At 46.2% G+C, this 21,151-nt stretch carries 21 protein-coding genes; 6 read left to right on the top strand and 15 right to left on the bottom strand.

The window, feature by feature from the left end; all coding sequences use genetic code 11:
* Window positions 1–153: 153 nt before the first annotated feature.
* Window positions 154–288, top strand: coding sequence for an NACHT C-terminal helical domain 2-containing protein (locus QUA00_RS36975; RefSeq protein WP_445305773.1), 135 nt, complete (start codon window positions 154–156; stop codon window positions 286–288).
* Window positions 289–457: 169 nt separating this feature from the next.
* Here the strand turns inward: QUA00_RS36975 and QUA00_RS29720 are convergent, their stop codons facing one another.
* From QUA00_RS29720 to QUA00_RS29710, 3 genes are all read right to left on the bottom strand, one after another.
* Window positions 458–955: a zf-HC2 domain-containing protein gene (locus tag QUA00_RS29720; RefSeq protein WP_333412100.1), complete on the bottom strand. Its 498-nt coding sequence runs from the start codon at window positions 953–955 to the stop codon at window positions 458–460.
* 247 nt (window positions 956–1,202) lie between these two features.
* Window positions 1,203–1,862 carry a sigma-70 family RNA polymerase sigma factor gene (locus tag QUA00_RS29715; protein WP_041622468.1) on the bottom strand — a complete coding sequence of 220 codons (660 nt, stop codon included), beginning with the start codon at window positions 1,860–1,862 and terminating at the stop codon, window positions 1,203–1,205.
* 93 nt (window positions 1,863–1,955) lie between these two features.
* The gene (locus tag QUA00_RS29710; protein WP_333140557.1) at window positions 1,956–2,447 is read right to left on the bottom strand and encodes a molybdenum cofactor biosynthesis protein MoaE; all 492 of its coding nucleotides are present in this window, start codon (window positions 2,445–2,447) and stop codon (window positions 1,956–1,958) included.
* A gap of 636 nt (window positions 2,448–3,083) precedes the next feature.
* Here QUA00_RS29710 and QUA00_RS29705 point away from each other — a divergent pair.
* Window positions 3,084–3,488 carry an SH3 domain-containing protein gene (locus QUA00_RS29705; RefSeq protein ID WP_333412099.1) on the top strand — a complete coding sequence of 135 codons (405 nt, stop codon included), beginning with the start codon at window positions 3,084–3,086 and terminating at the stop codon, window positions 3,486–3,488.
* Window positions 3,489–3,625: 137 nt separating this feature from the next.
* On the opposite strand, the gene QUA00_RS29700 is transcribed toward QUA00_RS29705, so the two are convergent.
* Window positions 3,626–4,606 carry an aspartate carbamoyltransferase catalytic subunit gene (locus tag QUA00_RS29700; RefSeq protein WP_333140553.1) on the bottom strand — a complete coding sequence of 327 codons (981 nt, stop codon included), beginning with the start codon at window positions 4,604–4,606 and terminating at the stop codon, window positions 3,626–3,628.
* 32 nt (window positions 4,607–4,638) lie between these two features.
* Here QUA00_RS29700 and QUA00_RS29695 point away from each other — a divergent pair, with 32 nt between their 5' ends.
* Both QUA00_RS29695 and QUA00_RS29690 read left to right on the top strand, forming a co-directional pair.
* Window positions 4,639–4,776 carry a hypothetical protein gene (locus tag QUA00_RS29695; protein WP_333309221.1) on the top strand — a complete coding sequence of 46 codons (138 nt, stop codon included), beginning with the start codon at window positions 4,639–4,641 and terminating at the stop codon, window positions 4,774–4,776.
* A gap of 482 nt (window positions 4,777–5,258) precedes the next feature.
* Complete coding sequence (locus QUA00_RS29690) at window positions 5,259–5,477, top strand: DUF4327 family protein (RefSeq protein WP_193973492.1); 219 nt, start codon at window positions 5,259–5,261, stop codon at window positions 5,475–5,477.
* A 165-nt stretch (window positions 5,478–5,642) separates the two neighbouring features.
* Here the strand turns inward: QUA00_RS29690 and QUA00_RS29685 are convergent, their stop codons facing one another.
* The 7 genes from QUA00_RS29685 to QUA00_RS29655 all read right to left on the bottom strand — a co-directional run bounded on the left by QUA00_RS29685 (window position 5,643) and on the right by QUA00_RS29655 (window position 17,603).
* Entirely contained in the window at window positions 5,643–6,884 is a 1,242-nt protein-coding gene (locus tag QUA00_RS29685) for a protein kinase domain-containing protein (RefSeq protein WP_333140594.1), read from the bottom strand.
* Window positions 6,885–7,820: 936 nt separating this feature from the next.
* Complete coding sequence (locus QUA00_RS29680) at window positions 7,821–10,124, bottom strand: serine/threonine phosphatase (RefSeq protein WP_333412098.1); 2,304 nt, start codon at window positions 10,122–10,124, stop codon at window positions 7,821–7,823.
* Between the two features lie 480 nt (window positions 10,125–10,604).
* Window positions 10,605–13,160: a DHH family phosphoesterase gene (locus QUA00_RS29675; protein WP_333412097.1), complete on the bottom strand. Its 2,556-nt coding sequence runs from the start codon at window positions 13,158–13,160 to the stop codon at window positions 10,605–10,607.
* A gap of 118 nt (window positions 13,161–13,278) precedes the next feature.
* Window positions 13,279–14,094: a PD-(D/E)XK nuclease family protein gene (locus tag QUA00_RS29670; protein ID WP_333283148.1), complete on the bottom strand. Its 816-nt coding sequence runs from the start codon at window positions 14,092–14,094 to the stop codon at window positions 13,279–13,281.
* Window positions 14,095–14,163: 69 nt separating this feature from the next.
* Window positions 14,164–16,470: a Piwi domain-containing protein gene (locus tag QUA00_RS29665; protein ID WP_333412096.1), complete on the bottom strand. Its 2,307-nt coding sequence runs from the start codon at window positions 16,468–16,470 to the stop codon at window positions 14,164–14,166.
* Window positions 16,467–17,291: a PD-(D/E)XK nuclease family protein gene (locus QUA00_RS29660; protein WP_333412095.1), complete on the bottom strand. Its 825-nt coding sequence runs from the start codon at window positions 17,289–17,291 to the stop codon at window positions 16,467–16,469. The genes QUA00_RS29665 and QUA00_RS29660 overlap by 4 nt, the downstream gene beginning before the upstream one ends.
* 36 nt (window positions 17,292–17,327) lie before the next feature.
* Complete coding sequence (locus QUA00_RS29655; protein WP_333412094.1) at window positions 17,328–17,603, bottom strand: hypothetical protein; 276 nt, start codon at window positions 17,601–17,603, stop codon at window positions 17,328–17,330.
* 92 nt (window positions 17,604–17,695) lie between these two features.
* Between QUA00_RS29655 and QUA00_RS29650 the strand changes: the two genes are divergently transcribed.
* Together QUA00_RS29650 and QUA00_RS29645 are read left to right on the top strand one after the other, a co-directional pair.
* The gene (locus QUA00_RS29650) at window positions 17,696–18,067 is read left to right on the top strand and encodes a helix-turn-helix transcriptional regulator (RefSeq protein ID WP_333412093.1); all 372 of its coding nucleotides are present in this window, start codon (window positions 17,696–17,698) and stop codon (window positions 18,065–18,067) included.
* Window positions 18,064–18,705 (top strand): ImmA/IrrE family metallo-endopeptidase, encoded by a 642-nt coding sequence (locus QUA00_RS29645; RefSeq protein ID WP_333412092.1) that lies wholly within the window; start codon window positions 18,064–18,066, stop codon window positions 18,703–18,705. Before QUA00_RS29650 ends, QUA00_RS29645 begins: the two co-directional genes overlap by 4 nt.
* Window positions 18,706–18,794: 89 nt before the next feature.
* On the opposite strand, the gene QUA00_RS29640 is transcribed toward QUA00_RS29645, so the two are convergent.
* The 4 genes from QUA00_RS29640 to QUA00_RS29625 all read right to left on the bottom strand — a co-directional run bounded on the left by QUA00_RS29640 (window position 18,795) and on the right by QUA00_RS29625 (window position 20,684).
* Complete coding sequence (locus QUA00_RS29640; protein ID WP_333412091.1) at window positions 18,795–19,100, bottom strand: type II toxin-antitoxin system RelE/ParE family toxin; 306 nt, start codon at window positions 19,098–19,100, stop codon at window positions 18,795–18,797.
* Window positions 19,097–19,351: a type II toxin-antitoxin system ParD family antitoxin gene (locus tag QUA00_RS29635; protein ID WP_333105636.1), complete on the bottom strand. Its 255-nt coding sequence runs from the start codon at window positions 19,349–19,351 to the stop codon at window positions 19,097–19,099. The genes QUA00_RS29640 and QUA00_RS29635 overlap by 4 nt, the downstream gene beginning before the upstream one ends.
* Before the next feature lie 185 nt (window positions 19,352–19,536).
* Window positions 19,537–20,205, bottom strand: coding sequence for a Uma2 family endonuclease (locus QUA00_RS29630; protein WP_333412090.1), 669 nt, complete (start codon window positions 20,203–20,205; stop codon window positions 19,537–19,539).
* A 218-nt stretch (window positions 20,206–20,423) separates the two neighbouring features.
* Window positions 20,424–20,684, bottom strand: coding sequence for a hypothetical protein (locus tag QUA00_RS29625; RefSeq protein ID WP_333105634.1), 261 nt, complete (start codon window positions 20,682–20,684; stop codon window positions 20,424–20,426).
* Between the last annotated feature and the right edge of the window lie 467 nt (window positions 20,685–21,151).

Below are 21,151 nucleotides of genomic sequence, written 5' to 3'. Positions count from 1 at the left end.
AGCATAAGACTATCCCAGGATAGCAGCACCCAAAGAAGCGTCAACCCACCAGAATTTAAGCAATTGTCAATTTTTGATTGGCTTGAATAGATGGAATCCCCGTGCGTTCACGCCGGGGCGGATGTCAACTTCTCTATTTTCTGATGAGGACGAGTGAAATTGCTGGTAGATTGCCTCAATAGCGGTTGTAATGTATCTCCTGCTGTGCGGCAGGAAATTGAGGAGACATTGCTATTACCGATCTCACATATCCAAAAAATCGGTGACAAGTGCGATCGCCCCGTCTAATTCCACTCGCTACCTACTAGGATATTAAGATGCGATCGCCCCACAATTTGTCATTCAAAGCCAGGAAAGCGTCAAAGCATATATCCACCTTTAAAAACTGGGAAAAACGGCAAAAAGCCCCCTTTTTTAGGGAGCTTAGCAACTTCCGTTATTGCTCAAAAAAGAAATCCTACTGCGCCTTTGGCAATGACTTTTGAGGGGTTGCTACACCAACTTTGGGTATATCCATGATCGGTGCATTCACCCCAAGCATCAAATCGTTGGGATTAACAATCTCCACCAGAGGCTCGTTCAAAGCCACCATCAAACCGTCAGATTCAGCAGGAACGGGCGATCGAGCAAACTGAGGAGCAAACAATTGGCGGCCGCCACCGACACCAGACACCACCGCAATCAACAAAGCTGCGATCGCACCTCCACCCACAATCCAAGTTCGTTTCGGCTTGCGTTCCACGCGCTGCAAAACCTTCGTCGCCAACTCCTCGGCAGATTGTTCCGCAGCAGGCACCGGCATTGCCTGAAAACTCTGCTGCATCATCAGCAGTCGCGAGTACAAACGTTTCGTAGTGGGGTCATTTGTCAGCCACTCCTCAACTTGCCGGCGTTCTGTCGCCGTCACTTCACCGTCGAGGTAGGCACTTAGCAATTCAAAGCGATCGCGCATCATAGTAGTTACATTGCCCTGGGCATAATTGTTGTTAACTTCAGTTTCAGCGAGTGAATCCCCGACGCCTTGCTGATTCTGATTTTTATCGATTCAAAGTTACCACTCATAATTTCAGACTTGCTCTAATTGGGGAATCACGCACTCGGTATTAGAATGATTTACTGCTTATCTATATTTTAAAAGAGAAGTTTTGATGTCACAGCAAACTTCACCAAATCTTCTTAACTCGCCTCTGAAATTACTCTTGCTAATTACCATCGAGATATTTTTGCAATTCCAACTGCAATCTTTGGCGAGCTCTAGCAATTCTCGACTTGACAGTTCCCAGAGAAACTCCGGTCATTTCGGCTATTTCCTCATAGGCTAAACCTTCTATTTCTCTCAAAACAATCGTCGTGCGGAATACTTCCGGCAAATCTGCGATCGCCACCCGCAACTGGTCGTAAAATTCTCTCGTCGTCAAATCTTCATCAGGCCCCGGACTGTCGGCCGGAATTTCCCAATCAACCTCGCCATCTTCCAGAGTACGGGGTACGTCCAGCGACAGAGGAGTTCGCACCCGTTTGCGCTTCCGCAACTCATCGTAAAACAAATTAGTGGCGATGCGGCTCAGCCAGCCCCGAAATTTAACAGGCTCTTGCAAGCGGTTAATATTGCGGTAGACCCGAATCCACACTTCCTGAGCCAAGTCTGCTCGGTCTTGCCAGTCAGGGGCCAAGTGATAGAGAACCCTGTCTACGTGGGACTGATACCGCTTCAACAGTTCTGAAAAGGCCGTGGTCTCAGGTCGATTTCCTTCCTGACACCGCAACACCAAGTCATAATTAGAGAGTTTTTCGGCTGGCAATTGCACTCTTTGAACGGTCGCCACAACCGCAGACCAGGACACGGAAATAAAGTCGCTCATCGGTGGAATCGGCTCATCGAACATTCCACACTTTTTGACGTTAGGAGATCGTAACAAGTTCCCCTCTTCAATCTCAAATCTCAAATCGATTGACTAATGCCCGACAACCTCGCACGCTCCAATACTAACCCAACTGCTAGAACCGTCAGCCCAATGTTCCTTTTTCCAAATCGGTACATTGTGTTTGAGCGTATCTATGGCGTACTGGCAAGCTGCAAACGCTGAGCCCCGGTGGGGACAGCCAACAGCCACCAATACGCTGATTTCGCCCACCTGCAAGTGTCCGACGCGGTGGTGAATAGCGACCCGATTGACATCGGCCCACTGGCGGCGGATTTCAGTAGCAATTTGCTGGAATACTCGCACGGCCATCGGTTCGTAGGCTTGATATTCTAGGGAAACTACAGCTTGACCGTCAGTTTGGTTGCGGACTGTACCGCTCATTATTACCACGGCTCCGTTCGCGGGGTCATCTGCCAAAGCGTATATTTCCTCTACAGACAGCGGCGCTAAGGTAATGGCGAAGCTGTCGGATTCATGGCGTTGAGGAATTGTGCCGAGAGAAAGTGCAGCGAAGGAGTTCATTGCGAAAGAAGTGGTGCTGGAGAACTCGATCGATCTTGACACAAATCAAGTCGCGATGGATTTGTCTTGCATTCTTGTCGGGGACACTGGGAGGCTAATCTTGAGACCCATCTTGTAGCACGGCCGAGGGCCCGACGCCATCGCCCCGAACTTCTGCACCAGTGCGATCGGCTACACTATGACTGACCCCAAGCAAATTAAGATTGGGCTTGAAGACGAGCCGGATGCTTGTTCGATATAATTAACTGCCGATCTTGCTGTAGCAGTTCAATAAATAAGCACCCAAATAAGTAGTGTCATTCGCAACTCAGTACAAGCCATTTCCCACCCCAATCGATAACTTCGTTCCCTTTTTAATGACACAGTTAAGTTTAATTCTGCCCGGAGTTCTGATCCGCGTCGGCAAAATTTTTAGCAGTCGATGTAAACTTTATTTATTTTTTTGTTCCGGAAAGCTACATCAATGACATGATATACCTGTGCAGGGTTCAGGAACATTAGCCAATACTCGGCAACAGCAAGACCTTAACGCCCTTTTGTGGCTTTTATGAAACATAAGTTAATAATTTGGGCTGTTAATTGAGGTTTTGACCTGAGTCTGCACCAAGAAAGGTTAACAACAATCACGAGGAAACTATGGAAGCACTAGCATTGAGCCACTCTTTTGTTGCTTATGAATCTCCAGAGTCCGAACTCCAAGTCAAGTCGTTAGACCAACTCGGCTTGAAAATTCCTAATTCTGCATGGATAGGCGTCGCAGGTATGGCAGTAGCCCTATCTGTTCTGAGTGTCGGTGGCGAAGCCCAGGCGGCAAGTTGCCACCGCAAACACTGTGGCCATCGCGCTCATCACAGCCATCACAGCTACGCCAAAGTTGTCACGAATGGCGGCCGACTGAATATCCGCCACCGCCCCAGTAGCTGTTCTGGTGTAATCGGCAAGTTATATTATGGAGACCACGTAAAATTGACCGGTCGTTACAAAAACGGCTGGGCCCAACTCAAAGGTGGTGGCTGGGTTTCTGCGTCCTGGCTTTCCTAACTCTTAACTAGAGCAATTTACATTTCTAGAAAGAGTTTTAATCGTTACCCGGCCCTACTGGGTAACGATTATTTTAAATATGCGATCGATCCTGAAAATCATTGAAGATCCGAAATTCATGACTAACAACTAACAGCCTAAACTTTACCCCCGCCGATTAGATAAAGTAATGCCATCCGCACCGCCACGCCGCTGGTAACTTGCTGAGATATCAGGCTAAACTGGGCATCGTCCATCAAATCCGAACTAATTTCCACGCCACGGTTAACCGGGCCAGGGTGCAACACCTTCACATCCGGCTTGCAGAGTTTCAGCCGATCGCGCGTAATCCCGTACAAAGAATGGTACTCTCGTAAACTCGGCAGCAAATGGTCGCTCATCCGTTCCTTTTGCAGCCGCAAAGTCATCACAAAATCAGCATCTGCCAAAGCAGGTTCCAGATGCCAGTGCAAAAATAACTTGCCTTCCCTACCATCGCCACACTCAGCAAACAACAGCGGTAGCAAAGTCGGCGGCCCGGCCAAATGAACCTCTGCCCCAGAAGCCGTTAGACTCCAAATATTAGACCTAGCCACCCGCGAATGCAAAATATCCCCCACCACAGCAATTTTTTTGCCCGCTAAAAGTTCCAGCCGCGGACGTTCGGTATCTAACAGAGCACAAATAGTAAATAAGTCTAGCAAACCTTGCGACGGGTGTTCGTGCTGACCGTCTCCAGCATTGAGAACGCTGACTCTCGAACCCAAGCGATCCATTTCCGAAGCAATCGTGCTGGGAACTCCCGCTTGTTCGTGCCGGATTACCATCAAATCCGTTCCCATCGCCAAATAAGTCTTAGCCGTATCCAGAATAGTCTCCCCCTTCGTCAGAGAAGAACTTCCCGGCGTAAAATTCAGCGTATCCGCTGACAGTCGTTTGGCCGCCAACTCAAAACTATTGCGAGTCCGGGTAGAAGGTTCAAAAAACAAATTCGCGACCACTTGACCCTGCAGGGCCGGCACTTTCTTCGTGCGGCGGCCGAGCACCTCCCGAAAACTGGCCGCAGTTTGCAGCACTGTATCGTATTCGTCCGAGGTAAAATCAGCCAGAGTGAGAATGTGTCGCCTTGTCCAAGTCATACAATTTTAGATTTGAGATTTGAGATTTTAGATTGACTCAATCAGGACGGACGATGGGTTTGGAAGTTGCTTGTACGCCCGCCCTGCTGTCGCCTTTGAATGTTCGATCGACATTTAGGGGTGGCGATCAACAGTATCCAACAATTTTTGATCGCTTTTGCGGTGAGTAGAGTTATAATCAGTTTATGTAGCTCCGACCCCACTCTCACAGCGAACCCAGCGTCGAAGGTGAAACAGGTGTGGTTTACCCGCAGGAAAGCGGAAATTACGCTGTAGCAGCCAAAGCGCAGTAGTTGCAGTTCCTCCTACGCAAACTCAGCCTTGTCAAGAACAAGCCGAACGCAGCCCTTGCATCTGCCACTATGTGGAAACAACGATGTGGAAACAATCGAGGCGGCCAACCTCCCACTGTCGATCGACAGCATATAGCGGGACATTTTAAAGATGATTAATTCTTTGAAGTCGGTCTTGACTCTTCAGTCCTGCTTATAGGGCCTTGTCAAAACGAACTGTGTTAAGATACAAGTTAAATATGTAGCTTCCCGACAAAAATCTACACGTATCTTGGCGAGACTGTTCTTGGCGAAACTGCGGTAAAAAGTGTGAGATCGGAAGTGGTAATTCACAAAATTTAAACAATTCAAGAGGTATTATGAGCCAGAAGGTTATACAGCCGATGGTTAAGTTCCAGCGTCAGGTGCATTCTCTCGTCACGTCTGACATTATCAAGCCGACAGACAGTATTTGGAAAATTGCTCTGCTTTACGGCGACGAATGGCCGTACTGGAAACAGCAATTGCTAGAGTTTGATTTTTCTATGCAAGACCCCGTGAGCGAGTTGATAGCTGTAGAAGCTTGGGACGAGGAATAACAGAGGAGACGGAGGACTGGGGTGTCGGAGAGAAATTCCGAGGCGATCGGCTAAATTTTATTTAATAAATTTCCGTTGCTAAATTCTTCCCTCTTCCCTTTTCCTTTTGCCCTCTTCCTCATAAATTCTGACTTTTGGCTTTTGAGTTTTGACTTCTGACTTTTGTTAAAGCGAAGCTGCTAAAGCTCGAGCTAATTGTTGAGCAGTTTGAAAGCGATCCCCAGGCTTAGCTGCCGTGGTTCGCAAAATGGTGTCCCGCAGCTTGGGGGCGATCGTCGGAATATTTTCGAGCTTAAACCCGTAACCTCCAGCTATTTTGCCGTAAAAGTTTTGAGGGCTTTGGGCCGTCAGCAAAAAAATTAAAGTAGGCCCAATAGCATATAAATCCGACTGAGGGAGAGGCTGTCCCCGGTCTTGTTCTGGTGCGGTGTAGCCTTCAACGCCGATGCGAGTGCCCGGAGGAGTGCCGATTTCTTTAACGGCTCCAAAATCCAGCACTGTAATGCGATTGTCCCGATGCCGCACCAGCAAATTAGCAGGTTTAATATCCCGGTGGACGATCGGGGGTTTTTGAGAGTGAATGTAGTCCAAAACCTCACAGGTTTGGCTCATCCACTCTATTGCTTGTTGGGGAGCAACAGGCCCGCGGTTGTAGATGCGTTTTTCTAAATCCTCGCCGTGGAGCATTTCCATCACCAAGTATTTTTTGCCCCCTTCCACAAAAAAGTCAAAAAACTGAGGAATTCCCGCATGGTGGAGGGCCTTGAGAGTTTTAGCTTCACGTTCAAACAGTTCTTGAGCTTTGACTATTTGAGCCATGTCAGCATTCATTTCCTTGAGGACTACCAGAGAAGCTGCGGGGGAACTTCCGGGTTTTTGAGCTTTTGCTTTCTCTCGATCCCAGGCTAAAGTCGTTGTCCCCATACCGCCTTGGCCCAAAGTTCGCAGCACTTGGTAGTGGCGCACCGTGCGATCGACTTTAATCGGTTCGCCGCAGTGGATGCAGAATAAATTCCCCGGCGGGTTTCCCGCGTGGGTACACCTTGGTGCCGCGAGATTGACGGTGGGGTTCGCCTTAATTTGGCCGCCGAGTTCAATAGTAATCACTTGGAAATGCAGAATTGGGCCGCCCCGCGCCAACTGGATCATGGCACCGTCGGATATCCAACCCTGAGACATGAGAATACCGTTCACCAAAGTGCCATTTGTCCCGGAATTGACTAAGTACCACTGACTGGATTTCCCGCTATTAACTCTTTGCAGTTCCAGATGCTGCCGCGACACTAGAGCATTGGGGATCACAACGTGATTTTCGGGAGAGCGGCCGATGCGAATAATGGATTCGCTCTCGAAACTCCACTGTTGCAGGGGGGTCTGTTTTTCTGGATCTAAAAGAGTCAGCAGCATTTTCGCTTGATGTGGTTGAACTCCCTGATTTGGCAGTGAGAGTTGACGGGATTTATAGATTTGGGGCGTAGGGCTTTGAAAAATTAGCAATTAAAAATTACTTATGAGCTTCACAGGTTAGTTCCAGGAAAACTTTATAATATCCTGATTGTGATTAAAGATTTCATAAACAATTAAGTTATAAATAGTCTTTTGGGAACAATTATTCCTAAAATTTGTGAGGGGTCGATCGCTCCTTAAAACACAGTCGATCGATTTAACACTTGAAACTACAAAAACCAGGTAAACAATCGCTAAATTTTTACGTAAATTTGCTGTAGCAGCAGGTTGTGATTTACCCCCCACATCTATAGGTAGGGCGGGCACTTCCTGCCTATGCCCAAATTGCCCCGACAGCGATCGAGTATAAAACAGATTTCGCATTAGCCAGCCTGCATACTCACTTCATTTTATAGCAATCCTAAATCATTTGCATAATTATTGTAGGGGCAATCCCACGCCCGGTTGCCCGATAGATAGGGGGTAGGCACTCTTAGCACTACCTACAAATTTATCTGAATCATTTAGGATTGTTATAGTTGATTTTTTTTCATTAGACTAACTATTTTTATAAGTGAAAGCTCTTTCAACTATGATGAATCCACTTACTATCAAGCCAATTTTTCCGGTAGATTCCCTGAACCGAGTCTCAAAATTAAAGCTACTGATAAATGGTTAGTCCTCCACAGCTTTTCTGCAATCTTATGGGTCTGTAATCAGTTTTTGAGCAATCAAACTGAAGCTGTTTTAACACCGGATACCTAATAACAGAGCCAGCAGTAAAGCCTTGCCCGAAAAAGGCAGAAGCTGTTTCCTTTCCCTGCAACAATTGCAGGTTTAACCCAGACCGTCACGGGGGAAAGCGCCACCTTTGAAAAAGTTGGCCGCATCGAAAGTCTAAAATCGAAATGCGCCTACCTGGGCCCGAATGATAATTGCCGTGATATTGTCGTGACCGTTGCGTTTGTTGCCCAGTTCAATCAATTGAGCAACTCCCTGGTCGAGATCAGCTTGGGGATTGAACAGGGGTTCGAGAGTGTTCTGCCAGTGAGTTTCCAACAAATCATTATCTGTCAGGCCGTCCGAAGCCAAAATTAATAAGGTATCTTCGCACAAGTCTAAAAACTGCACCTCTGGCTTGAGAAAATTACTGTCTCGCGGGCCGATGGCTTGAGTTAGTTGATAGGCGTCGGGACGGGCATAAGCAGTTTCCGGGTCAACTCCGCGCTTAATTTCGCGCTGCCCTACTTCGTGGTCTGAGGTGATTTTTTCTAGGGTTTGTCCCTTTCTCAGTCGGTAGAGGCGGCTGTCGCCGACGTGGGCAACGGCGAATTGGGTGTCTTGAACTAAGACTGCGACTAGAGTTGTACCCATGCGGGCGCTGCCGGAGCGTCCGTCCTTTTGATTGATTTCAAAGATGGCTTTGTTGGCTAGCAGCACTCCCTCGCGGATGGTATCTGCCGGAGGTAGTTGATTTTGCCAACGGGTTTGAAAGAATTCTCTGAGAGTTTCAGCGGCTAGTTGGCTGGCTACTTCTCCGCTGTCGTGTCCCCCCATGCCGTCGCAGAGAATGTAAAGCCCTTTGGTTTGAAAGATGCGACCGAAGGAGCTTTCGAGTTTGTTGAGCTGAGTCCAGATGCTGAAGAAGTCTTCGTTGTGGTCGCGCGTGCGGCCAACATCGGTGAGGCCTGCGTCTTCTAAGCTGTAAATCTGGAGTGGCATGGGCTGGGTTAAGACCTCGCCAACGTCGGGGGGGGACTCGTCGGGGCTGCGGTAATGCCTGCGCGTCGGGGTTGAGCTTGGTGAAGGTGCGGGTTGGAGTTCGAGGGGAACTGTTTCTAGGCGCGATCGCAACTCTTCGATTGTGCTAATCTCGCCTCTGTACATTTGTTGCAGCAGGTCGAGCAAGGCGCCAAACTGAGTGCGATGATCGGACTGGCTAAATATCACCTGCCACAATTGCCCCAAATCTACCAGTTGCAGGTTGGAGCCGGCGGGTTCGGGATAGAGGTATTGCAGTCGCAAAGAAGCCAAGGAGAAGGAAGAGTCGGGGTTGACTCGCAAATTTGTCAGTTCCAACAAGCTTTGCCGACAGCGCCAGGGTTCTAGGGCAGCCCACAGTTCTGTCATTTCGTGTAGCCAGTATAAAATTTGCTGGGTGGAAGTTTCGGGTTGACTCCAGCGTTCTACCAGCAGCGGCCATTGGGAGCAGTCTTCTAGCAGCAGCACTGCCTGTTCGTTGTCTGACCAGCTATCGTGAATGACTGGCAGGTTTTGAGAGAATTGCCACCGGAGTGCCAGATAAGGTTCAGCTATGCCTTGGCAAAGCTCTGCTAAGGCGGAATTGGTTGAATTTTCTCCGCGTTTGATTGCTGCGCTATAGGGGGATGTTCGTCTGGCGACGCTGGCAGAGTTGGCTGCTAGCATGGCTTTGAGGGGTGACATTTCCAGCGGCTGACAGTCCAATACTGTTACTTCTACTGTGTCTGAGCGTTTTCTCGGCGGCACGGTTTCTAGGAGTTGGTAGCGCTGCTGAGTGTCTAAATAAGCTCCTGCTTGCTGGGAAGGGATTAAATATTCTGAATTGGGGACGGGGAATTGTGGAGATTGGGGGGAGATGTCAGCTATGTTTGGGCTGTCGGGGTTCTCTGTTGCTTCCTGGATTTGTTGAGGCTGTGGTGCGGTTGTAAAATGGTGTTCAGATGGGGTTATTTCGCGCTCTGGTGCTGTAGTAGAGCTTTTTTCTGTTGTTTGAAAGGATGCTGGTGCGATCGCCCCCACGGCTACCACAGGGTCACTTTCTGTGCTGCTGAATTCGCCGTCGCTTGGCTGTGGAGAAGTTGATGCGACTGCTATTGGGGGTTCGGCTGGGGTGGTTATTTCGGTTTTAATGGCGTCTGTGATTGGTTCAGGAGAGTTTTGGCGCGATGGGATTTCTGGAACCATCTCTGGTTTTTGGGGAAACTCGGCTGGGGGTAGGGTTGACTCGTCTGCCTCGACTGCTGGAAAATTCGATCGACCGCAGATAATGGCCCGCCACACTTGACCTGTTGCGACGCCGCAATTCTGACATAATGCGGCGCTAAAAGCGACTTGGGCACCGCATTCGTGGCAAGGTTTGTAAATTAGGGAATTTCCGCATTGTTGACAAAACTTGTTTGGATTGGGATTTTCAAATTGGCAGCGGGGACAGAGAAGCATAGGGGTTTTAAATTGGATATGGGCGATCGAGTTTGGCGGTGGGGAGTTTTGGGTTGTGGCCTGTGAGTTAGGAGTTATGAGTTTTGGGTCTGACTCGCAACGGATAACTCCCATTGCCCTATGCCTTATTTTATCGGGATGAATTCAGAAGTAAGATATTTCTTAGAACTGAGATGTTGCATCCGTGTCAGGAATAGGCCTCTTAAGCCACATCTACAACAACTTCTCTCGCTTCAGGGCCCCAAAAGCCAGCCCCACCGGTGGTAACAGCGTGCGGGCCCGACAATAAAAGTTATCTCATGAGTGGAACGGGCCGAAGAGCCCGTTCTTAACAATGGTGCAATATCTCAGTTAGAACTCATGTGTTCCACCATTCTCAATAAGCTTTTTATGAACAGGCAAGATGCCTGTTCCACAAAGAGTGAATTTTCTTGTGGAACAGGCATCTTGCCTGTTCTTGAGAATAGTCCAATATCTCAGTTAGAAGGGATTTGCTGTAGAATCTTCTTGGAAAACGGTTTCTCGGGCGATCGACACAATGGTGGAAAGGGGTACTTCACAGAAATATTTCCGCCGGAATTGTTCTTCGGAGACTGCTGCTAGGAATTGCGCTGCAAAACGGGCGGCGATGGGGGAATTTGGCACGGAGGATTGGATGGATTGGCTATCTAATAAGGATTTGGGGATTTGATCGGGCGCGTCTTGCTGCTGTGCGGTTTCGGGTTGTCTGGTGATGTGGAAAGCTCGATCGCGATAATTGATTTTAAAACCGAGATATGTTAGGGTTTTGAACCCTAGTTGCAAGGATGTGTCGCTGATGCCGAGTTTCTGGCGGAGTTGCTGTCTGGTGACTGGTTTTTTGGTGCGGCTGAGATATTTGGCGATGCCGATTAGCTGTTGGCAGATTTGCTGTGGGGGTACGAGTGGGGGTAAAGTATAGGCGATCGCGAGTTTTTTCTGAGTGTGCTGTGCTTGCCGAAACCAGATCCGCAGTTCGTCCCAGCTTGCGGGGCATTCTTTGAGGACGATCGAGTTTTCGCGATCGACCATTTCGGAATTGTAAACTAGATTGTCGATCGGCATTGGAGATTCTAAGTTTGTGCTGGCTGCTAACAACTCTTCATCATTATTTCTATTGCGCCAGTCTACAATCCAATCTATTTTAGTCGGCGAATTGATTTGGTTGTCTGCCGTGCGTTCCCGCACTGCTACGAGGCGCACTTCATACCGCGATTTGTAAGTATTAAAATCTAGTTCAACGGTGACATCGCAGCGGCCTTGGGGAACTTCATTTTGATTATGTCCCCACCAAATGCCGGGAAATCCCGTATCGCTAGATTCGTCCCTAATTATAAATTCTGTTTTAAGATATTCTACTTTTTGCCCTTTCAAGTCTTTGATTTTTTGATTCCAGAGATTGTCAAACCAGCAGTTTTCAATCAGCAATTTGGGTGTGGGGTTGCCCATACCGCACGGTTCGAGCAATTTTAGTTCTTGAAATAAGTCTTTGCCTAATTCGGAGACAGTAATTTTTAGGTCTGCTTCAACGGGGGCGGCTGTTAAACTATCTGTGCTGTATTGTTGTCGCAGTTGCTGATTTACCGCATCGGTAAATAGGGGGATATTTTCAACAGGGAGACTCAATCCGGCGGCGAAGGGATGACCACCAAATCTGTCCAATAAATGCGCTTGGTCTTTGACTAATTGGTAAAGGTCAATTTGATTGGCGGAACGCGCCGAACCCCTAGCAATTTTGGATGGGGAAAGTGTTTTTGATTCTGAATCTAAGAAAGAGGTCAATTGGGTTTCCTGGGAATTTTCCTTAATTTCTTCGCTTCCTTCTGTGCTGAATAAAATCACGGGACGGCCGTATTCTTGGGCGATTTGTCCCGCTACTAATCCTAATACTCCTACGGGCCATTGGGGGTCGCTGAGGACGATGACGCTAGTAGTTGAGAGGTCGAGTTTGGCTAATTTGTAGGCGGCATCTTTGGCAACATCTTTTTGTAAAGATTTGCGCCGGGAGTTGGCAATTTCGGTTAAATTTGCTAGTTCTTCGCAGCGTTTTTTGTCGCGGCTGGTGAGGAGTTCTACGCAGAAGCTGGCGTCACCTTGAATGCGGCTGACGGCGTTGATTCGGGGGCCGAGCCCGAAGGATATGTCGGTTGGGCGATCGCCCGATCTTTTGCACAGTTCGAGCAATTTTGCAACTCCTGGGCGGGTGGGATTTGCGATTTGTTTTTGCAGTTGTTGGATGCCGATTTGTGCTAGGTAGCGGCTGTCTCCTGTAAGTTGGACTAAATCGGCAATTAAGCCGATCGCTACTAATTCTAATAAATCTGCGATCGGGCGCTGCGGAATATCCGGTAATGTATGATATAATGCTTCAACTAATTTGTAAGCTACTCCAACTCCTGAAAGGTTAAATAGTTGGTGGTTTGGGGGAAAGTAGCGGGGATTGATAATGGCTGTAGCTGGGGGGCGATCGTCCGGTAATGTATGATGGTCGGTGACAATGGTATCGATGTTTAAGCTGGTGGCGTATTCGATTTCAGCGATGTTTGTACTGCCTGTGTCGCAGGTAATAATTAAGCTAATTCCCGATTTTGCTAAGGCGTCTATTCCTGGGATATTGAGTCCGTGAGATTCGGTTAAGCGGTTGGGAATGTAATAAGTTAATTGGTCGTCTTGGGTAAAAAATTCTCCCAGTCCATCCCACAAAACCGAGGTTGAGGTAATGCCGTCGGCGTCGAAGTCTCCCCAAATTGCAACTTTTTCTGCGCTGTTTCGTGCTTGCTGGATTCTTTCTATCGCCCAGTTCATTTCTAGCCCGAATTCAAAGGGACTTGCTGGTTGGTAAAGTTGGGGGTTTAAGAAACCGGGTATTTGTTCGGGGTTGTGAATTCCTCTATACCAGAGAAGTGCAGCGGCATAGTTTCCGGGGAGTTCTGGTGCATGGTTTCTGACAGCTTGGATCAGCCAAGCTGGGGGCTGGGATAGGGGTTGAGTTGGCAAATTTTTAAGTAGTTCAGTCATAAGTTATTTCATTAATTCCTGTAGGGGCGGGTTCACCAACAATCTTTCATTCACATCCACAATATCTATAAACCCGCCCCCACCGGGGACTAATAGTTGGCATAGTAAAAGATTTGAATTAAATAGACATTTCCTCAATGATAGCAAGATTTGGCAGCCAATCTGTGGGAGTTTCTGCGGAAAGATTGGATGAGGAAGCTGTGTTGTCTGTTGTGCGGTTGCAGCGAGTGGCAAATTGACAGGAATTGCAAAGATTGGAACTAATTTCTACTTGGGGTAAGAATTCGCCGCCTTCGGTATAGCGCTGTCGCCAGTCGGTTAGCTGCTGCAATAGGTGGGTTAAATCTTGTTTTGTGCGATCGTGTTCTGTTTGGTTGTAGGAAAATGTGAGTTTTTGCGGCGGTTCTTCTCCTTGCAATTGTACGAACCAGTATGTCATGGAAACTTGTTCGGGGGAATAGTCGCTGGTTTCTACTAAAACATATAAATAGAGGCGAGTTTGCCAACTTTCAGCTATCCATTTTGATTTTTGAGGGCGGGGATAGGTTTTCCAGTCGAGAATTTGGGCGGCGTTTGGTTCGGCTATTAGCAAGTCATAGATAACGGTGAATAGGTAGTCTTGGAAAATTAGGGTGCGGGGGTGTTCGGCTTGGCGGAAAATGCGATCGCTATTTTCTGAATTAGCGAAAAGTTCGGGTGCGGTGTTGATAAATGCTGCCACACAGCGTCCCAGTTCGGGGTCTTGTTGGATGATGAATTCAATGGGAAGTCCGAGTTCTCGCTGCTGCATTAATAGGTGAAAGTGGCTTCCCCATGTGAGTTTTTCTTTGTGTTCTGGGGATGCGGTGGTGGCGAGTAGTTCGAGGTAGCTGTGTTGGAATTTGCGGGGGCATTCTTCGAGGATTTTGAGTTGGGTTTGGGAGAGTCGGAGCATTTTTTGGGTGTGATGGTGTTGGTTTTTGGTAGGGTTTTGTTAGAGTGGTGGGTGGAAGGGCGATCTGGCTTACAGCCAAAATTGTTTATCCCCATCCAATGCACCTGGAGAAATACCTTGTAACCGCCGATAAGCGATGCGGTCAGAACCATATAAGGGAACGGGTAAACGTGGCTCTTTAAGCGATCCATGATGCAATAAAGTAAGTTTAAGTGTTGTTTCTACTAAACTTTCAATTGATACTTCCTGTCCTTCATCAGGAATAACCTTCAAACGTAAGGGATAAGGCAGACCCATCTTCTCATTCTTCACATCTGTGGTCACCAAAATCACTTCATATGCAGATAGTCGAAGTGCTAGACCTTTTGTGGGTGCTTTTAAAGCTGACTGAGCAAATTTGTAAAGTCGGGGAACTTGAGACTTGATACATTCCACCAAAATAAAATTAGAGCTAATTGCTTTTGCTCGTTCCCGTAAATACTTGACTTCATTACCACAAAAATGTCCATCCCGGTAAATTAGTACAGTTTTTCCAGTTAGGTCAGCAGCCGGAAGAAACCTCTCTAGTGTTCGTTTATCGATTTCTTCACCCTGTGTCAAAGCATCTTCTAGCCTATAGCGAATAAATTTTCCTTGCCGATCGTAAAGACGTACACTTGCACAAACATTCAAGCTTCCGCTTCCCTTCTTCTTGGGAGTTCTGGAAATATCCAAACCGATGAAATAATCAGCAATCTCTAAAGGCTCAGCTAGAATAAAGGGCAAGTTACCTAACTTTGCTAAAATCCCTGGGATGACTTGATTGAGAATATTCCCGTGATTTTTAGTATCTTGTACTGTGTATTCATAAATAACTTGGCTTGCTTTTCCGTGTCGGAGTAACTGCGAAGAAATAAAAGCATAAAAACTGCCGTCTTCGCTATTGTCGGTATGGCGATCGCTTTCTGGGAGAAACGTCAAAACAATATCAGTGGGAATCGCCATTAGTTCATTAATAGCTTGTTCCAATCTAACTTTAGCCTCAGCTTTACTCAAGCCGTCTATCGAAACTATCTTAATTCTACTCTCATCAATCTTTTTGGTATTCTTGTCAATCAAATTGAGGCTTTCAAATTTATAATCTTTGAGACGTTTCTGAACTTGTTCTAAAAAATAGGAGCTGACTTTAAAATTCCCTGCTTTTAAAACTGAAATGCGAATCGGTCTTGATATATCACTATACTCATCGTGGCGGCGATAAACACTACCTTTAGATAGTCCTTTCAAAACGTCACCTCTCTTACCAATGAATTTATTACCAAATTCAAGAAGTGTTTCTTCAAGCTTGAACTGAATTGGTAGGAATAAGGACTGGTAATCACGGCTGTTGATACACTTAGCTCCTAAATTGAGTCCATAGGTATTTAAAAGATTTTCTGCTTTTTGCTTGTATGAAGTTAAGCATTTTTGTCGCTGTTGGTAGGGAATTTTTGTTTCCTTGAGTAGGTCTCCGTATTTTACATCAAAGCGATCGGCGGTTTCCTCTGTGACACAGGGACGCAAAGCAGACATTGGATAGTGATACTCAGTTGGATTTTTGCTAAACTGGACTGCAACAACAACTTGATCGTCTGGTGCTTCTTGAAGTTTTAGTTTGCTCTGTGCACCTGTTGCTTGAGTGATGAGGTCTTGCCTGCGTTCTCCTTCTCCAATCTGGCCTACAATAGCAGTAATTGTAGCAAAACTATTCTTGTCAATATCTCTAACTTTCAAACCTATTAAAAGTTCTTTCGGTTTGTTCCTATATGGATGATTTTCGTAAAATTTATCCAATGTAGTTTGGTAAACGAAGTAGCTGTGAGGTGTTAAAACTAAAGCCGGATATTCACCATCTTGCAAGTCAATAGTTTCTGCCCAAAAATTAGCTTCACGCTTGACTTCAACATGATTTTCAGACCAAACAGTATCAGCCGATGAGAACTCTGAACTTCTTTGCAAGATTCTAACAGCTAATTGAGCAAGGATAGGAGCTGTTACCTGTGGTTCCCGTACCCATTGGATAGAGTAGGATCGATCGCCAATATCTTCTCTCAACTCCTCTTCAATTTCTACCAGTGCCTCTCGCCACTTTTCTTTGGTGGGCATAGGTTGATTAGGTTGACCTAAAACCCAAAAATATTTGTCTTCCCAGATCGCAACTAGCTCATGAGGAAATTCTTGATTAGTAAACTTTTGGCAAAAACGCCAGCTAAATCGATTGCCAATTTTGCGATCTACTTCTGGAGTCAGCCGAAAGCTGATTAAATTGACCTGTGAAATCATGAGCGGGAAAATCTCGCTCAAAAAATATGTTGCCGAAGGAGAGACTTGTGGAGGAATATGAATATGAGCAGTCATGCGGCAACCTCTAATATTACAGAAGAAAATTCACAAATTGAGTTAAAGGGACAGTAAGAACAGTTTGAACCAGGATTAGGTGGAAAAATTATGTCGAACTCAGCCGGGTAGTCGCGGTAACGCTTCAAATCTTTTTGATGTCGTTGAGCAATCAGCGACATCTCTATTTTGAAAGCTTGTAGTGTATCAGCCGTTGCCCTGAGTTGGTCAGACTGCTTGCCTGTTTCCAAATTATAAAATGAGGCGATAGCTGGCTGAGACGGATAAAGATAACTGGCTGCTAGCAGGTAAAGGTATGCCTGTCGCCGATCGAATTCAGATTTACCTGTTTTGAAATCTAAAATATGTATGGTTCCATCTGGTTCGGCAAAAATGCAGTCTATCGCCGCAAAGAAGTTAAACAGATAATTCCCCTGCTTCAGAATAATTGGTGGGGGAAATCCCTCATCACCTCGGTTCAGTTTAATGATGTTCTTGCCTAAAAGAATCGGGTGCTGCTGGTAATTGCTCAGGATGAGAATTACTCGTTCCTTAACAGGAGTTGACTCTTGGCTTAATTGCAGAATTTCTGCAACTTGCTCTACAGCATCTTTGCGCGAGAATAGTTTAGGGTTTTGATGAAATTCATAAACTCCTTGCTGTGCAAGTATTCCAATTCGTTGAGGTGTGTTGTCTAAATCTTTAACTGCTGCGACTCCAGGTTCTCGCTGTCGTGCCCTAGCAAAACCTCGCTTCATATCGCAGTGGAAATATTCTTGCCCTACTGGTGGAGCAAACTGTGACCAAAGATTATAGCTGGCAAATGCCCAAATTTTGTCCATGAGTTTAGCCCTCTATTTTAGAGGGCTGTTATTGGTTCATTTGGTTAAAATTTCGTGGATGGCGGTTTTTGCTTTGACGGATTTGGAAACCTCAGTTTGGTTCGCCAATTCAAAGGTACGCAAGCCTTCCAGCATTTGTTTGGCGGCCTTCCTCAGCTTTTGATTCCGACTTGTCCGTTGAACTTCCTCAAGCAAAACTGGCAGGGGTCTGCCGATTGAGAAGCACAGTTGGTCGGGATTGAAGGGTTGTTTTTTCATGCTGTGGCTCCACAAAGGTCTGTCTTGACCTATTATAGTGTTTACGTTGCCCATGTTGACCAATTTAGCCAACAAACATACTTTAGACCCTGTTGAAGATAAAGTCAAGATAGATTACAATTTTTCCATGATAAGGGACTACAGCCGTGAGCGAGACGTTTGGCAAGCTGATTCGTCAAGCCCGTAAGGACAAGGAATATAGCCAGCGCGAACTGGCAAAGTTGATCGGTGTGGATTATACCTACCTATCCAAACTGGAAAACGACCACGCTGGGTATCCTCCCAGCGAGGATGTCATTGAGGCGTTAGCGCGTCATTTGGATTTGACGGATCGTACAGATGACCTCAAACGCCTAGCAGGTAGGATTACACCAGATGATGCCAAAGTTTTTGAGGATCTGGTCAAAAAGTACAGGCAAATGCCTGCGTTGCTGCGCCGGATGCGGGATGAGCCAGAATTTGCACAAAAATTACTGGGCGAAACCACACAATTAGAAGGTGAGGAGAGGAAGAGTTGAAAGTAATCAACCAGTATCAAATATTTTCAAAACAGGAAATTGAGCTTCGTGCGATGGATGTTCTTGCGCGCGTCAATAAAAAGCGCAAGCGTCCTCTAAAATGGCCTATTGATGCTGGTCATGTTGCTGAAGCTTTAGGATTGGATATGGATTGTGGCTACATACCTCCTGATGAAAAAGGCGCGATTGCTGCCATGATTCTACCTACTGAACGTAAAATTATAATGAACGAAAAGAGTCTGGAACTGCCTAAAGGTTTTGAAGAATCTTCAATAGCTCACGAAATCGGACATTGGGAGCTTCACATAGATCAAAAAGCGGTTTCTCGTTTAGAAGAAGAGCAAAAGCGTGGTATTGAGAGCGCCGTAGAGCCATTTTTATGTCGCAATATTAGCAGTCAGCAAGGGATAGAATGGCAAGCACAGTATTTTGCTAGTTGTTTGCTGATGCCCAGCTTTAAGCTAGAAGAAGTACGAAGAGGACGTGATCTAACCAAATGGAAACACCTTTATGCAATGCGAGATGAACTTGGCGTAACAATATCAAATCTGACAAATCGTCTGCAAGACCTTCGCTGGATTTACATTCCCAAGGGTTCTAAGCAAATCTATCTTGGTGATACTGGAACTAAAGCGTAGAAAAGTTTGTTTTAGTAAATTGCGATCGCCTACCTCTCTCATCCCAAATCCAAAAGTGCGAGCGCCCGTTCAGATCGATCCAACGCTAATTAATCTTCCCCTAACTCTGAAAACAATAATTCCAAGTCTCGATCACCCCGTAGCACGCGAGTAATATCAATCCCGTCCGATCTGGGGTAGTAAAAAATTAAATAATCCCTCACAATAAATCCGCGTAAGTTGGGGGATAACCTCTCATAGCGTTTGCCCATATTGGGAAATTCGGCGACAAGTTTACATTTTTGACGAATTGCATCAAAAAGCTCGCTGGCTGCCCTGGAACTATTGCCAGCAATGTACTCACAAATCTCATTCAAGTCTCGGACGGCTTCATCTGAAAATGTATAACTGTTCATGCCCCTGACTGTTCTCTTCGATCGATCTTTTCTTGAATTTTGGCAAACACAATTTCTCCATCTGTCACTTGTCCCTTAGCAATTTGTGCAGTTCCCACTGCTATTTTCTGGCGGAGTTCTTCGATGCGTTGTTTTCGTTCTCTTAAAAGTGCGATCGCTTCTCCAATTAGTTCTTCAGCGCTGCCATATTTTCCGCTTTGAATTTGCGATCGAATAAACTCTTCGTATTCCGGCTTTAAGACAATATTCATTGACCTGCTCCTTTAAATCACAGAAAGGTTACTGCACGACCGTGACATCTTTTGTAGATTAGCTTAGCACAAATATCAACATTCTCAGAGATTGTGGCAGCCCTAGAGTCGAGCTTGAAAAAATTATTGTGAATCGCGTGCGATCCTCTTCGAGGGCTTCGCTAACGCACTTTTCGCCAACCTCTCTACAAATTCCCAATTTGTTGAGCAAACCACATCGCCGCCGTCCCATTTCCCTCACCCAAAAGTTTCAAAGTATCCGACAGCAAAGCAATTGGCAATCCCTCAAGCGCACCGGAAATCTCGCATTCCTGATATTTCCCGTTTTCCTGCAAGCGAAATGCCAAAACTCTCTCGCCCTTAATATCTACTACCCAATACTCAGGAATTCCCAAAGCAGCATAAAGCCGCTTCTTTTCATCTAAATCGCTGGCCAAAGTAGTATCGGCTATCTCCCCGACTAAATCGGGAACTCGCGACTGATTCAGATTAATTCGGCGAGGTTCCCCTTTTTGCCATTGGTGGAAATCTCCGCCGATGTATAAAACTTTATCTGGTGCACCCGCTCCCACTTTAGGTTTCTCAATTACACAACCGCTGAGAGAATCAAAAGTTTGTCCTATTTTGGTAGTAAACCACACGAAAAATATGATAGTAAACAGATCGTTAAATCTGGCGTGCTGAGGCCCTTCATTACCCATGTCTATCCAAAGATATCCTTCATAAAAAAATATTCTGGCTTCCTCCAAAGATGGATCTTCGCAGGCTGCTACATAATCTTCCCATGTCGCGGCTTGCCATTGAGGAATTTCACCCACTTGAGGCAAGATGAATTTTACAGTTGTAGAAGTCATGATTTAAAAGCAAATTGAGGATAAAATTATCCTAACTTAAGTCGCTATTTATAGCCAAAGGAAGAAGGAAGGCACTACACGGATACACGAATGAATTATCGAGTCTGAGTCATTCTTAAAAAGGAAGAAGGAAAATACAAGAAAGATCGACTTGAAGTCAGACGAAGGGGCGGGCACGGGGGCACCGCCCCTACAAATGGCGATCGCAATCCTTGTGCTTATCGAATTGCTGTGGGCGCCGCAATTGGTACTTCTAAATCTGGCTGCAAGTCAAAGACTACGACAAGCGTTGCTTGAGGCATCAGTTGGCGCAGACACAGCAAGTGCCCGTCAGCATCCGATCGACTGCGAAATCGCCCCACAATCGCCCGCTGCATACTGGGCATGAGTTTGGCGATCGCCCAAGGGTAAAGGCGTTTTTGGTACGCGATCGCACTAGGATTCGCAGCGCATCCCTGTTGATAACCGTTTTGTGGCATGATCGTGTTGTATTCGTAAGGAGTACACAAAAGGCGTTAGTAAGTTTCTTGGCGGGAATGTACTAACGCCTTTTCCATTAAAATTCAAGCACATATCACAAGAATTGTCAATTGTCAATTCTTAACGCTAAGTTTTAACGGTTATCCTATCTGAAGCTTTTATCGGCTAGGGATTTGAGGGTTTTAGTAAGTGTTGAATTGTTTGCCAAAGTGATAGATTTTTGATTTTTAACCGCAGATGCACGCGGATAAACGCGGATGAAAGAAAGATAAATTGAGAAATTGAACCGGGCGGTTGAACTCGGCGGTTAGAAACCGCGTCTACACAAACAAAACCCGCCTACGCGGGTTAAAGACGATCGCACATTTCTCTCAGATTCCATATTTCTTAGGTTGAACTCGGCGGTTAGAAACCGCGTCTACACAAACAAAACCCGCCTACGCGGGTTAAAGACGATCGCACATTT

Source organism: Microcoleus sp. T2B6 (genome assembly GCF_036700475.1).
Classification (GTDB): Bacteria; Cyanobacteriota; Cyanobacteriia; order Cyanobacteriales; family Microcoleaceae; genus Microcoleus.
This window is presented reverse-complemented; position numbering and strand designations above follow the sequence as displayed.